This window comes from Pseudomonas japonica, assembly GCF_013522925.1.
GTDB lineage: Bacteria > Pseudomonadota > Gammaproteobacteria > Pseudomonadales > Pseudomonadaceae > Aquipseudomonas > Aquipseudomonas japonica_A.
Genome location: NZ_JAAMQU010000019.1, coordinates 26,100 through 40,504, shown reverse-complemented (window position 1 = coordinate 40,504; position 14,405 = coordinate 26,100). Strand labels below are relative to the sequence as shown.

The 14,405-nt window shown below is 52.6% G+C and carries 11 protein-coding genes and 2 pseudogenes; all 13 read right to left on the bottom strand.

Annotation, left to right across the window (positions count from 1 at the left end; translation table 11 throughout):
• Positions 1–506: 506 nt before the first annotated feature.
• Positions 507–1,165 (bottom strand): annotated as a pseudogene (locus tag G7016_RS22825) (DUF1989 domain-containing protein); the annotation flags it as partial.
• Positions 1,166–1,310: 145 nt separating this feature from the next.
• Positions 1,311–2,464: pseudogene (locus tag G7016_RS22820) on the bottom strand (methyl-accepting chemotaxis protein); the annotation flags it as partial.
• A gap of 168 nt (positions 2,465–2,632) precedes the next feature.
• Positions 2,633–3,961 (bottom strand): alginate export family protein, encoded by a 1,329-nt coding sequence (locus tag G7016_RS22815; protein WP_258195311.1) that lies wholly within the window; start codon positions 3,959–3,961, stop codon positions 2,633–2,635.
• A gap of 229 nt (positions 3,962–4,190) precedes the next feature.
• Positions 4,191–5,657, bottom strand: coding sequence for an aldehyde dehydrogenase family protein (locus G7016_RS22810; RefSeq protein ID WP_181117997.1), 1,467 nt, complete (start codon positions 5,655–5,657; stop codon positions 4,191–4,193).
• A 112-nt stretch (positions 5,658–5,769) separates the two neighbouring features.
• On the bottom strand, positions 5,770–7,005 hold the full coding sequence (locus tag G7016_RS22805) for a dienelactone hydrolase family protein (RefSeq protein ID WP_181117996.1): 1,236 nt from the start codon (positions 7,003–7,005) through the stop codon (positions 5,770–5,772).
• Positions 7,006–7,028: 23 nt separating this feature from the next.
• Positions 7,029–7,817, bottom strand: a complete 789-nt coding sequence (locus G7016_RS22800; RefSeq protein WP_181117995.1) for an SDR family oxidoreductase — start codon at positions 7,815–7,817, stop codon at positions 7,029–7,031.
• On the bottom strand, positions 7,814–8,407 hold the full coding sequence (locus G7016_RS22795; protein WP_181117994.1) for a cysteine hydrolase family protein: 594 nt from the start codon (positions 8,405–8,407) through the stop codon (positions 7,814–7,816). Before G7016_RS22795 ends, G7016_RS22800 begins: the two co-directional genes overlap by 4 nt.
• Positions 8,407–8,940, bottom strand: coding sequence for an aromatic-ring-hydroxylating dioxygenase subunit beta (locus G7016_RS22790; protein ID WP_181117993.1), 534 nt, complete (start codon positions 8,938–8,940; stop codon positions 8,407–8,409). The genes G7016_RS22795 and G7016_RS22790 overlap by 1 nt, the downstream gene beginning before the upstream one ends.
• Positions 8,930–10,261, bottom strand: a complete 1,332-nt coding sequence (locus G7016_RS22785; RefSeq protein WP_181117992.1) for an aromatic ring-hydroxylating dioxygenase subunit alpha — start codon at positions 10,259–10,261, stop codon at positions 8,930–8,932. Before G7016_RS22785 ends, G7016_RS22790 begins: the two co-directional genes overlap by 11 nt.
• 18 nt (positions 10,262–10,279) lie before the next feature.
• Entirely contained in the window at positions 10,280–11,224 is a 945-nt protein-coding gene (locus G7016_RS22780; RefSeq protein ID WP_181117991.1) for a PDR/VanB family oxidoreductase, read from the bottom strand.
• 65 nt (positions 11,225–11,289) lie between these two features.
• Positions 11,290–12,309: an anthranilate 1,2-dioxygenase electron transfer component AntC gene (antC, locus tag G7016_RS22775; RefSeq protein WP_181117990.1), complete on the bottom strand. Its 1,020-nt coding sequence runs from the start codon at positions 12,307–12,309 to the stop codon at positions 11,290–11,292.
• A gap of 20 nt (positions 12,310–12,329) precedes the next feature.
• The gene (gene antB / locus G7016_RS22770) at positions 12,330–12,821 is read right to left on the bottom strand and encodes an anthranilate 1,2-dioxygenase small subunit (RefSeq protein ID WP_181117989.1); all 492 of its coding nucleotides are present in this window, start codon (positions 12,819–12,821) and stop codon (positions 12,330–12,332) included.
• 3 nt (positions 12,822–12,824) lie between these two features.
• Positions 12,825–14,228, bottom strand: coding sequence for an anthranilate 1,2-dioxygenase large subunit (gene antA / locus G7016_RS22765; protein ID WP_181117988.1), 1,404 nt, complete (start codon positions 14,226–14,228; stop codon positions 12,825–12,827).
• Positions 14,229–14,405 lie beyond the last annotated feature (177 nt).

The window sequence follows — 14,405 nt, the reverse complement described above, 5'->3', positions numbered from 1 at the left end:
TTAATTTGAGCACTGTCCTTCGAGCAATGTGGGTGCGCGCCGGCACCTACGAGCCGACCTCCAAGAGTCTCAGAACCGAATCGATAAGCAGACTGCTTTTCACAAGTGCGCTCATAGCCTAGCGAAAGCAATGACCTAAGTTATCAAAAAGCATCGAAAATCTTCTCTTGAAATCGCGAGCTTTAATAAAAAAATTCCGTCTCCTGAGATCGACTCACAGTTCAATCCCAGCGGGCTCGTTACTTGCTGCTCGCGGCTCTGTGCGTTACACTTGAAATGCATTGGAAATGGGGTCCTTCACTTAGGTGAAGTTATTCGAGTCTCTGATTGCGCTGAGTAATTTCGACAGTTTCGTCTAGGATGCACAAACTTCAGATCTCCCTTGTAACCTTGAGGACGGTTAGCCGACGAAGTGTTCGTACATGAGGACGACAGCGATGACTACCATGGCTGCTCCTGATACGCGCATTACAACTGTAGCGGCGGCTGGCCTCGTTCGTAGCACGGTTTTTGCGCTGTAAGCGATTGTGAGAGTCGGCCGTGCTACGAGTGCTCATGGCGAGGGCAAGGCGCTCCTTTTCGCTGTGGACGCGGATATGAATGTCGGTCGGCTCCTAGCCATTGGCCGGGTCGATGTCATCGCGGCAGGACGAACTGCCGCACACCAAGTTGGTCATCGCTTTGAGCAATACGTAATCGCCGGGCCGCGACCACAGTTCATCCAAAGTCATCTGCTGATGGGCATCGATGGCGGTGTTGAAGAAAAAGTTGATCGCAGGGCAGCCTTCCCGCGCTTGAACCCAGTGGGCGGCCAGCACGCGGCTAAGGTTGTCGTTGCAGTTGTCGTGCCCGAAATTACCGTGGCTTTCGTAGTAGCGGGCGGCCCAGGCGAGGGAAGGCGTCGTGGCGGCCGACGGTGTCCTGCACCACTTCCAGCATGCGTTGCAGGCGTCGGTCGAAGAACTTGCCGAACAACCCTGGTGCCGGGTACGCGCTGCCGTTGAGGGTGCGGGTGACGGTCTGGTCCAGCTGCAGCTCGATGCCCCGGTCCAAATGCGCGGCGGTCAAAGGCAACGAAGTCCGAGCACTGCCGTCCGGCAACGTCGAGCACCTGAATGTATTGGCCCTTGGCGACGGTGTAGCTATGGTCGGTGCCCGCGCTGACCGGCTATTTGCAATGGGTTTGGCCATAGACTGCATCGGTCTTGACCCATTCGCTTCAAGGCGAAAGTACATAGCCAAGATCGAGATAGTCGATGACAAAATTCAGAATTTACTCGTTAGTCACATACTGCAAGAGCATAGCTGCCTCACACCTTGAACTGCTCAACCAGGCGCATTGATGGCTAGCCAACGCGTTCAGCTTGCCGCTTACCCTGGCGCTCTCCGTTGCCTGTTCTGCCAGTTGTTCGGTGACTGTACTAATCGCCGCCACGTTCCGATTTACTTCCTCTGCCACGGCACTTTGCTCTTCAGCCGCGCTTGCAATCTGGAGGTTCATTTCGGTGATCACGCCGACGGCATCGCTTATTTGCGCCAATGCCTGGGACACTTGAACGACCTGTTCGGCGTTCGCCTGCGCTTGGTCCCGGCTGGAGTGCATTGTAGCCACTACTTCGCGAGTGCTTCCATGGATGAGCTCAATAACATGACGAATTTCCTCAACCGAGTCCTGGGTACGCTTGGCAAGGCTGCGGACCTCATCCGCCACAACTGCGAACCCGCGTCCGCTTTCGCCAGCGCGAGCGGCTTCGATTGCGGCATTGAGTGCAAGTAGATTGGTCTGTTCGGCAATGCTGCGGATGACATTGAGTATCACGCCGATTTGTTCACTGGTTTCGGCTAAGGTCTCAACCTGCGCGATCGCCTTCCCGACCTCATCTGCCAGAGCCTTAATACCTTGAGTGCTGCGGGTCATGACGTCCTTCCCGGTTCGTGCAGAAACTTCGGCATTCTTCGCGGCGGATGCCGCGCCAGCGGCGCTTGCGGCGACCTCATGCGCCGTCGCGCTCATCTCGTTTGAAGCGGTTGCGACCTGCTCGATCTCTCGATTTTGCAGTTGCATCCCCTCACTGGTCTTTTGCGCGATCAGGGATGACTCGTCTGCCGTCTCGCGCGCATTGGTGATGCTGGTTTTGATATCCGCGACGATGGGCTGAAGCTTATCCAGGAACTTGTTGAAATTGCCCGTTAAAGCGCCAAGTTCGTCGTGCCGCGGGTAGTGCAGGCGCTGAGTCAGATCGCCTTCGCCACTTGCAATGTCTTCGAGCATACCGGCGACCTTATTGACGGGGCGTGTCACACCTGATGCTGTGAGCCAGAGCAATATTATGCCTATCAGACCGGCTACGGCTGCGATCAACAAAGTAGCGAAGGTTCCATCTCGCTGAGCCTTGCTCAATGTCGCCTGAATCCTGATAGAGTCTGCGAACAGCACATCTCTTGGCAGGTCAATGGACACACCTGCCAGGGTGATGATTTTTAGCCTTATGGACAATGTTCGGGCCATAGTCATGATCGCCAATTTGGGAGTGGTGATGGACGTCCGTCTAGTAAAGCGGCGTCTGTATTTGGAATGGCATTAATCCACTTGCGGCTGCCCGGCAGGTGCCGGGCGCGCGTTGTTCGAGAGTTAGAACTTGGCCTGAAAAAGAAGTTGTGCGTAAACATTGGTACGACTGTCGTCTAGCTGAGAGCCGCCGTTGTCGATGTCTTTTTCAGGCTTGTAGATTCCGATCAGAGGAATGGCTGACAGATGCTCATTCATCTGCCACATCGCATAAACGTCTAGTTCGTTACCATCCTGATTTTCGAATACGCCTGCGGTTTTACTCAACGTTTCGAAACGATAGGCGAGGACACCCAGGGTTACACTGTCCGCCGGTGTAAGCGTCAGCCCAAGCTGGTGGATGCGGGTATTTGTACTGAAGGGGCCTGAGTAATTACTAGCGACTTCACCTTGAAACCATGTTCCTATCGCCCTGACGTTGCCATAGAACAGCGGATCATATCCTTCTGAAAAAAGGCTGAATCGATAGCTCACAGTAGGACGCCATGGCACCTCGGAGAACTTCCAGCCAGACTCGAGGTACCAAGCTCTTTCGTCTCGTGCATTGCGATGTTGCTTGGCGTATTCGCCGCTGAGTAAGAGGTTTGGATTCCCCAGATTACCTTGGCCTCTGAGAGAAACTGTCCTCGTACCAGCACGGTCCAAAAAGTCGAAGGCAGGGTCGGTGTCTACTACTTTCAGGTAGGTCAGCCCAACGGTCCCCAGAGCGGTGACGTTTTCCAGCGTGCCGGCGATGGTCTCGGCTTTACCTTGGGCAGGGTTATCGGATTTGAGCCACATAAGGTCTCCACGCAGGTCCTGTGCGCCTCCAATTTTGAGTACGGCCGTTTCATCGAAGGCTTTGCGCCCCGTGAGGTAGTAAGCTCCACCACGGTTCACAGAGCCCCCTAGAAAAGATTTCCCGATGTTGAGTGCGTCGCCTGCGATAAGGAATCCGTCACCAATGATGACGTTCTGGCGACCAAATGAAATGTCCAGGCCGTCCTTGCCCAAGGCCGAAAGGCTGTCACCTGATTTCCAACCCAAGTAAGCGTCCTCAATTTTTGTCGTACGCTCAGTCCCATCAGTCCAGCCAGCTGCATCACCCTGACCAAAAGTCACGCTTGATAACCAGTTAAGCGCACCGTATGCGCGCTGTGATTCCTTGCCCGTGCTGGCCCATCCGCTAAAGCCGTACTTTGCATACGACTCCTGCCAGTCCTTACTCCCGCCAGTCGTGGTGTTGGACTGGCCATAACTTTTGCGACTATGAAAAATGCCGACTGCCAACTCGGCATCCGCATTCAACGCCCCTTCGTCTGACGAATACAGCTCGTATGCATTAGCTTCTGCTGCCGTTTGTAGTGCAGTACAAAACAGCAGTGCGCTAATCTTTTTTTTAGTTTCGACCATCGTGCTCACTCCGTTATGGGTTTTACCGTTAACGTCTTTATAAGTTTGGGGCAAAAGCAGAACGGCAGATACGGAAAAACCCAAACATCGAATGTCATCCGAAATTCGAAAGTAAGCGGGTCTCAATAGCCTGCCTTTTCTTTATTGTTGTTGTACGCAAGCAGTGCCCGAAGGGCGGGTCTTACACATAAGAAATTGCCCTACTGAAGAGGTAGGGCAATTGGTGTTATTAGATAGGGAAGGCACGTTCTCCCATCTGCAGGGTTACCCATTTGAGTTCGGTCATGTCTTGGACAGAATAGCGACCGTTTTCCTTACCATGGCCGCTGTCTTTGAAACCGCCGAAAGGAGCATTCGGATCATCGTCAAACGAGTTGTCGTTGATATGCACGGAGCCTGCTTCAACACGCAGCGCAAAGTCGAATGCTTTTTGCAGATCGTTGGTAACGATGCCCGACGAGAGGCCATAGGAAGTGTCATTGGCCAATTCAAGAGCATGTTCGTAGTCTTTAGCCTTGTAGATAGAAACCAAAGGACCAAAAGTTTCCTCGTTGTAAACTGCCATCGAAGGTTCGACGTTTATCAGTACCGAAGGCTGGAACAAGTTTTTACTGTATTCACCACCTGTCAGCAGCGTAGCGCCTTTCGACACTGCATCATCGATCTGGCCTTTGATGAATTCACATTGGCGTGCATTGATAAGCGGACCGATGATGGTCGAAGGGTCGGTGGGATCCCCACAACGAATTGTCCGAACTTTTTCAGCGAAGGCGCTGCAGAACTTCTCGTAAATGGGCTCTTCAACGACGATCCGGGAGTTGGCCATACAGACCTGACCTTGGTTGAAGAAAATGCCGAATGCCGCCGCACGGACCGCGTATTCGAGATCTGCGTCTTTGAGAATCACGATCGGGCTTTTGCCACCCAACTCCAGCACGATTCGTTTTTGAAATTTACCAGCCAGTTCGGAAAGGTACTGGCCGACTTTGGCTGAACCAGTGAAGGTCACCATCTTCACTCGTTTCTCAGAAAAGAATTTGTCACCTAATGCTTCGTTTGTGGTCGGCAGGACATTGAATACGCCTGGCGGCAGCCCTGCTTCCTCGAGGATTTCGGCAAACATCAAGCCGATAAGAGGAGTCTGCGGAGCTGGCTTAAGCAAAAACGCGTTACCTGCTGCGAGCGCAGGAGCCAGCTTTTTCCCGTTCAGCAGCAACGGGGCATTAAACGGCCCTACACCTGCAATGACGCCAAGCGGCTGCCGGAAGGACATGGAAATACGCCCCGGTCCGTCAGCAGGCATCGTCTCGCCACGAACGTCACGTGCTTGCCCAGCGGCGATCCGGAAGGTACTCACCATATAATCACATTCGAACATGGCTTTTCCGAAGACGTTGCCTCCTTCTTGGATCAGGATATTTACGATGTCGCTGCGGCGTCGCTCGATAATGTCAGCAGCGCGGCAAAGGATAGCCTCACGCTCCTTGGCCAGAGTTTTACCCCAGGTTTTCTGCGCCTCATATGCCGCAGCGATAGCCACATCGATGTCTGCAGCAGTCGCGAGTTTTACAAGTGCCAGCGCCTGTTGATTGTAGGGATTGACGACAACCTGCTCAGGTTGATCAGCACTTTCCCAGGATTTGCCGTTGATATAGGGATGATAGGTTTTTAGTTGCGTTGTGGCCAAGTCAGTCATAACAGCCCGCCTTTGAGTCTAGGGTTGCCCAGGTTGAATTTCTCTGGGCGTATCGGCAGAGAAATTTCAGTCTTTTAAGCGTTGATCAGAGATGAAGCCGAAAAACCAAGCCTCAGATTTTTTCGCTTTTTTTCCAGTTCGCCATCAATGTGTTTGATGGCAGTGTTTCGTCAAGCAGTTTCTGCGCTGTGATCACACCTGCAATCGGAAGCCCTTCGGGGTTCAGCAGGCCTACCTGTACCAGCAGGCTCGCCTGGTCCCAGTAAATGTGCTCGTGGTATAGCTTGTCGCCACGGAACCTGACCACGCCAAGCATCGGGATTTCGACGTATTTTCCAGTCGGTGCAACGTTAGGGAGAAGCCAGTCGATTTCGGTTGTATGCGTAAAGCACATGATGAACTCATCAACAATTTGCAGCGCGCCAACCGTCCGAGACAGCGGGATCAGCTTCATGTCCGGCGGATTACCATGGACGAAGTGGTGTTGGTAGAACCGGCTCAGTTGCTTATTGCCAACGCCGCCAGTCATGGTCGGGATATGGTTCACATAAGGTTCTGCGACCATGGTTGCCATGGTGGCAGGAACGTCGCGGGTATCGAACTCGTGCTTTACATGCTCGTCCCAAAGCTCGGACAAGTTGAATTGCGGACCAATCTCGCGCTTGAGCGCTGCGATGGTGCGTTCGTGCGCCATTAACGCGGCTGGTTTATCGAAGTGTTCGCTGCCAACACGAGCGAAAGCGTGGTCGACATTGGGGTAGACGTAGACCTCGGCACTCTTGTTGGACTTGAGCGCCGTGGAGATATGAGCACGCGCATCAGCATCGCAGTAAACGTCGTTTTCGGCAAAGTGCAGGACTAGGCGCCCCGATATTTGATTGGCTTCATCGAGGTAGCTTTCTATGCCCATCCCATAAAAACCAACGGAGCAAGCTGCTTTCGTCCGGGTAGCCGTCAGATAGGCCAACTTCCCGCCCATGCAGAATCCCACGTAGCCCAACCCGTCGCCTTCGACTTGGTCGAGTGTTTCCAGTTTGACGAAGCTGGCAGCAATGTCGTCGACGGCCCGGCCCACATCCATGCGTTGAAACAGATCAATCGCCTTGGTGAAGTCTTCTTGCGTGTAGCCCAGGTCTACGTCGCGCTCCAACCTCCAGAAGAGATCGGGGACGAGGACAACATAGCCTTCCTCTGCATACAAGTCGGCGACGGCGCGCATGTTGGCGTTAACACCGAAAATTTCCTGGCCTAGTACCAGCCCAGGGCCTTTTCCGCTCGCGGGTACTGCAAGGTAACCGCGAAAGGTATTTTGTTTATCCAAAGTTTGGATAGCAACGAACTCACCCATCTGGAATGCCCCTTAAAAATGAATTACTCAGAATGAAGTTGGAACCAGACCTTTGGCGACAAACCCCGGTCCGGCCCAAGGATCGAGAAGCCGCCATCAACCGGCACATCGACGCCTGTCATCCAGGAAGCGCCTGCGCTACATAGGAAAGCCACAACGTTCCCGATTTCCTCGCCCCGACCTACGCGGCCAAGAGGATGGAAATCCGCGCCGACCTTGTCGGCCAAAGCGATATCGTTATTCGTCAGTGATGCAACACTCGGTGACCAAGTCCAAGCCGGTGATACGCTGAGTACCCGGGTACCCTGGGGGGCGAGGCTAACCGCAAAATTTTTGGTCAACTGCAGCATCGCTGCTTTGGACGCAGGATAAAGCGCCCTGCCAGCGGCACCGAACTTGCCGCCGGTGCTGGTGATGTTGATGATCGTGCTCCCAGATCGTAGAAGCGAGGAAACCTTCTGGACGAACATCGCAGAAGAAACAATGTTGACATTCAAACTCTTGTGCCATTCGTCCCTGGAAGAAGCGATTCCGTTGTCTGCGTAGATGCATGCATTATTGATGAGGATGTCGATCTTGCCGAATTGATTGATGGTGTTATCAATACACCTATCAATGTCTTCATCGTTTTCAACATCACACTCTGTATAAGACGCACACGGGCCCAACTCCTCGCTCAATCGACGACCGGCTTCGGCATTTCTGCCTACCAGCATCACCTCGGCGCCCTGAGCGAGCAAAACTTTAGCGATATCCAGGCCTAGACCTTGAGTGCTGCCGGTAACAATCGCAACTTTGCCTTCAAGACTCATACCAATGACTCCATCAATTGGCGGACGCTGGTGATTCGTGCAATTAGGCTCATGCTATTAAGCGATGCCTGATGCGCTGAAGGATCTGCAGACGAGCAAGCGTCGGACGGCACCATCACCTTGTAACCGCAGTCCACTGCATGTCGAACTGTGCTTTCTACGACCGAGTGAGTGGCAACGCCGGCAATGATCAACGTCCGAGCACCAAGCATCGTTAGCAAAGCCTCGGCATGAGTGCCATAGAACGCATTGATCCGTTTGTGCGTAACGACGTATTCATTGCCGTTTTCATGGGGGCTCAAAACCTCGAGAAACTCTGCACCCCAAGACCCGTCTATCACCGCACCGATTTTTCTCACGTTTTCGAGAATTGGTGCGTTGGCGATCAGGTCAGAATAATTACCGCAGTAAGCGACGCGGGCATGAATGATGGGCCAGTCGTTTTTTCGCGCGCCCCGTAGAAGCTTCCCCGCAGCTGCGATGAGATTCGCCCGACCTTCCCCGTCGGTGTCCATACCTACCTTGATGCGACCGTCAGCGTGCAGGACGTCGTTCTGGTAATGGAGCGCAATGACGACCGGCCGATCCATCAAACGAACACCTCGAGGTTGGCGAAGACGTCGTTGCAGTTGACCAGGTCGACACGTTTCAGCTTGATCTTCCATCCATCGACTTTATTGCCGATCAGTTTGTAGGTGTAGCGCCCTGCGAGTTGACGCTGATCAAGCCGCCACTCGGTTGCTTGGAAACTGGCACTGACCACCAGACAGTCATCCTCGTCCAAACCTTCGATGCAGACGTTACCTACCAAGTGGGCGGTTTGGGTCTGAGGTTGTTGTGACCAGTTGCGAACATTCTCGACCCGGCGGATACGGGTTTCCCGGAGCATCCTGTTCTCCCAGAACAGAGAGATGTGGTCAAACGGGTTGGCTTGATTGTGCTTATGCGGCACCCAGTACATGCCGTCATCGGTGAATAGTTTGTCCCACTCCCAGAACTTCCAGGTATCGAGCAAGCGAGCCTCTCGGTAGATGAATTGTTCGATCGAACGTACTGTTGCTTCTTCGACAAGCGTGAGAGTCAGGTCGGTCGTGTTTACGTTGAAATTACGGTCAAGCAACATTGCCGCTCTCCTTGGCGATGATGGTTCCAGTCATGAATTTTTTCCAGGCAGCGAATTGATTGCGCATCGGCAATTCGCTAGTGCCATTGGTAGAAACTGCACCGTCTTCCAGAATCTTGTCGGTACCAACATAGCGATGCATGCTGATCCAGTTGCCTCCGCGGGTCATATTCCCCTCTTGGCAGCGTGCATAGACTTCAACGTCATCTGGCATTACGTTCGAGGACGGCGAGTTGATGACGTTGGCATAGGTCAATGCACGATCAAAGACCACGTCTGGTGCGCCCTTTGGACGGAACGTCTGAATTTCCACCATGGTTTTGTCGACGGAAACCGGGCGGATAACACGAAATTGCATGAATACGGTGTGAGGCGATCCGCTACCGTAAATTACGGTGTTGTGGCGGTTCATGCCCATGATTTCGCGTGCCCTTTCTGCGCCGTAAGCTTCGCTCAGGCATTCGAAATGGGCTTTGGAAACCTCATCGCGTTCAGCAGCGCCCGGATCGAAGATTGCTTCCATGTAGCCATGACCATTGTGATAAGCGCGCAGCTCCAGTTTTTCCCAGAAATCATACGGCTCACCGTTGCCGTCCATGATCAGCAGTTCGAAAGGCATTTCGCCGATGGATTTAGCTTCCTGGCGAGCCGCATCCACAGATGATTCGTGGGTTACGCGAGCGTGCATCGTGTCATGCAGATTCTCGTAGAACACTTTCCAGTTGGAGCGTTGCTGGACGCGGAATATGCCGCCCGCTACTTCCAACTCACCGATTGGGGAACGGTCACACATATTGTCGATAGACGTGACCACTCCGCCCAGGAACGTTTTCAAATCTTCGCCAAATGCTGCTTGGCTGGCGAATATAAAGCCACGATAATTAGCAACCCGGGCCACACTCACCATGGAGAAATCGGGATGTTTAGGGTCGTAACAGGTGCCTTCGAATCCGCTTTTTAGCGGAGCAGAAAGATGCGATCCGTCGAGCTTGAAAGTCCACGCGTGATAAGGGCAACGGAAGAACTTGCCGACGTTACCGTCGCCGTCAGCAACCAGCTTAGCACCCTTGTGAGGGCAGCGGTTGTAGTGGACATTAACCTTGCCGTCTGGCGCCCTTACCATCACAACGTCTTGGTCACCGATACGAGTGGTATGGTAATCGCCAAGGTTCTTCACTTGGCTTTCGTGACCGACATAGATCCAAGCGTGGCCGTAAATGCGCTCCATCTCGAGCTGAAATAAAATAGGGTCTGTATAAACGCTCTTATGGACACTATCTTCTCGGATCAGGTCCGCGATTTGTTCATTTGTTGGAATCATTGTTGTCTCCATTACTGATTATAGGTCCAGTACCAATTTGGCGGTTTTGGCACGGGAAACACATGTGCAGAACGATCCGCTTGCACGTTCACGATCGGAAAGGCAGATATCTCGGTGGTCTGCCTCCCCATCAATAATCTGGGTAACGCAGACACCGCAGTCCCCTCGGCGGCAATCGAACATTGGGTCCAGGCCAGCTTCGATCATGACGTCTAGCAAGTTTTGCCCAGGATTTACTGCCAAGGTCATACCGCTGGCGCGGAGTTCGACCTCAAATGCCTGATCGCCTTCTTCTTCCAGAGTTCCGGCAAATAACTCGTAATGTAGTTGTTCTTCGGGCCAGCCTAAATCGCGAGCGATCTGAATGACTGAAGTGATCATTGCAGTGGGGCCGCAGATGTACAGATGCTTATTGGGAATGGGATTGGCCAGCACTGTTGCGGCAGGGAATCGTTTCTCTACGTCACCGCCACTGATCCAGCACTGGCTGTTATCCAAGCATTGAACCTCAGTGAGATAAGCCATATTCGATGCTTCACGACCTGCGTAATGCAGCGTGAAGTCCCGATGAGATTCAACCAGTGCACGTGCCATGCTCAGTATGGGGGTGATGCCGATGCCCCCAGCGATAAGCAGGTAGTGCTCGGCGTCGGCCACTAGAGGGAAATGATTCTTAGGAATCTCTACTTCCACCTCCTGACCTTCAACCAGGCTGTGAACCCATTTCGAACCGCCCGTGCTTTGATCATTTAGCTGCACAGCAATCTCATAATGATCGCTAGCTGAAAAATTGACTATTGAATAGGCACGTTTTTGTTTGCGTTCACCAGGAATATGCAACTCTAGATGGGCTCCCGGTGTGAATCTCGGCAGGGACGCATTATCTGGCGAAATCAGCACTAGACGGCGAATGCGCTGAGTCAAATTTTCAATTTTTTCAACTTTTAAGGAAAAACTGGACATAACGAAATCCTACGCGCATATAGCGGTCGAACATAAAACGTAACAGGCGCCCGGAGGTGCTTTGGTTAGGTATTACTTTCTGTAAACTTTTCAAAGTACATACGGATCGAGCTAAGCTTTTTGTCGGTCTGCCAAGATTTGATAGATTCCACCATGGGCGGAGGACCGCACATATACATATCAAATGGCGTGTCAGCCGTTTCGTATTCTCCCAAGTGAGCCGGGATAAATCCTTTCAGACCCTTCCATTGTTCGCTTGCATCGCTCAAAACAGGTGTGAACTCAAACCCCGGGATCTTTGCTTTGTAGGCCTCAATACGTGCGAGCTCACACAAGTCCTGCTCGGTCCGAACGCCGTAGAACAGGTGTATGGGAAAGCCTGATCCGCCTTTTTTGGCCAGTTGATCCAACATGCCCAGGAAAGCAGAGAGCCCAGTGCCACCTGCAATCATGATCACCGGCCGGTCAATGTGCCGCAGATAAAAAGCTCCAAGGGGGGCTTCCATTTTGATCGTATCGCCGACCTTGCAGCGGTCACGTACGTAGTCCGTCATGACGCCGCTCGGCAAGAGCCGAACGAGAAACTCCAAGTTCCGGCTGCCGGGTGCGCAAGCGAACGAGTATGAGCGACTGTGCTCTGTACCCGGTACTTTCAGGCGTGCGTATTGGCCTGGAAGATAGTTCAGGACTGGTTGGTCGGCGTTGATTGCGACTCTGACAATAGCCGTGCTGTTTGAAATCTGGATAACTTCAGTCACTGTGGATGTGACTTCTGCGGTTCCCTCGTTTCCGCATAGGGTTGAGTCAAAGTCAAAATAAAACGAGGCGTCGGAAAGCACTCTTGTCTGACAGGAAAGTACTTTACGTTCAGCCAAATCTTGCTCGGAGAGTGCTTCTTCATCCACGTAGTCTTGCGTGTAGCTACCAGACTCGCAACGGCCCTGACAGGTCGCGCAAACCCCTTCACGGCAATCCAGAGGGATTTTTATTCCGCACTTGAGCGCCGCGTCCAATAGAATGCCATTGGGCGGTACTGAGCAAAACAGAGTTTTGCCGTCAGCGAAGTTCAACGCAACCTTGTACATGGCTTAACCTTTCCTACGGCTTAAATGTGGTAAAAATCCAACACGGAGTTAATGGTGTCGTTCAGGAGCACGGTGTGCTTCTTGGAGATCAGCCAGCCTTCGCCGTTGGGCCGCAATGTGTAGGTGGCCCGCCCAAAGAAATGCTCTGCTGTCGCTTGGCGGTAATACAGGGTCTGCCAATTGACTCGAGCTTCTAAATAGCCACCTTCCATTGGCTGGATACGCACGTTGCTGATCTGGTGAAGCGTGCGCGGCATCGGTGTCGCTGAAGCGGCTTTGCCAGTACGGATACGGAAAACCCGGTCTTCAAGGCCGCCTCGGTTGGGGTAATAGATCAAGGACATACCCTTCTTTGGATCGGTGGTGTAAACGTGTTCCGAGTCCCATTGAGGAAGATGCAAGACGCTGTCGTCGCTGAACAACGCGAGGTAAGCGTCCCAATCTTGGGCGTCACACAACTCTGCTTTCTTATAGAGGAATTGCTCGATTTGGTATTGGAGTTCGGCGCTCATGGCTTATACCTCTTTGAGTTTCAATGCTTGGGCGTTGGCTGCCTTACGAGCGAGTCCGTTGAGCAGAAACTTCTGCCAGTTGCCGTGCTGATTTACGTACAGACCTTCATGGGTAAATTCCGCGCCGATCATCGCTGGGGAGATCCCGATGGTTTCGGTATTGCGGGTAGGGCCCGTTGTCCACTTGTCGCGACCACGTGAAATGTCACTCCATCGTTCCAGACGTGCCTGGAAACCCCGTTGTGCTTCACGGAACTCGACCAGGTCGTCAGGTGTGCCCATCCCGGATACGTTGAAGAAGTCCTCAAACTGGCGGATACGGTTTTCTCGGTCTGCATCAGACTCACCTTTCACGCCAAGGCAGAAGCTGTTGATCTCAGTTTTATCCCACGCTATGGGACGGATAATTCGCAATTGGGAGCTGATCTGGTCGAGGAAGAACATACTCGGATACACGTTCAGGTTTCGCAGGCGGTGCATCATCCATTCCGCTTTGTCCTGCCCGTACTCTTCGACCAGCCGCGGCATGATAGTGGCGTAACCTGGACGCACTTCTGGGTTTGGCATATCGCTGAACAGCACGCTATGACCGTTGTTAAATGCAAACCAGCCGTCGTCGGTTTCTTTATCACCTGCACCCAGCTTGCTGTAATCCAGCGTGTCGCCTGAATCTAGGCCCTTGGAGGCATTGACCTGCTGCCGATGCTGCACGGTCGAAACGTAGTTGTAGTGAACGGTACTGACGTGATAGCCATCAAGGCCATTCTCGTTCTGCAGCTTCCAGTTGCCGTCGTAGGTATAAGCTGACTTGCCCGGGAGCACTTCAAGCTCACCGGTTGGAGACTGCGCGACCATCATGTCAAAAAACACTTTGGCGTCGCCCAGGTAATCTTCCAAAGTGTCAGTACCTTGAACGTCAAGGCTGACGAAAACAAAACCCTTATAGCTCTCGATACGTGCTTTTTTAAGCCCGCGAGTTGCCTTGTCAAAGTCTTCGCCGTATTCAGTAGGCGCTTTTACTTTGACCAGACGGCCATCGCTTTTATAGCACCAGGCGTGAAACGGGCAGGTAAACGTAGACTGGTTGCCTTTGCCGACTCGAGTGAGAGTTGTGCCTCGATGCTGGCAAGCATTTACAAGCGCGTTTAAATTATTTTCGCCGTCACGAGTAATGATTAGAGGCTGCCTGCCAGCACGCATGGTGACGAAGTCGTGTTTGTTGGCAATTTCACTTTCGTGACAAGCATATATCCAGTTCTTTTCGAAAATAAGTTCCATTTCGAGATCGAAGAGCTCTGGCTCAGTGAACATATCTCGTGCAATACGGTAAATGCCTTCTTCGCTTCGGAAGTCTAAGCAGCTTTCAATATATTCCTGCCATTGGCTTGTATCACGCATACGGCTCATCGGTAGATCCTCAATCAAGCGGCTATCCAGGCTTCACATTAGAGGTGGATGGCGGCGATTGGTCTATCCAGTTTGTAGATGAGTTCAGTCCATTTAATTAGGTGGGCTAACAGAAAGGGTATCAAGTATTTATATATTAAATATAAGATGAGAATGATTATCTGTACTAGACAGGGT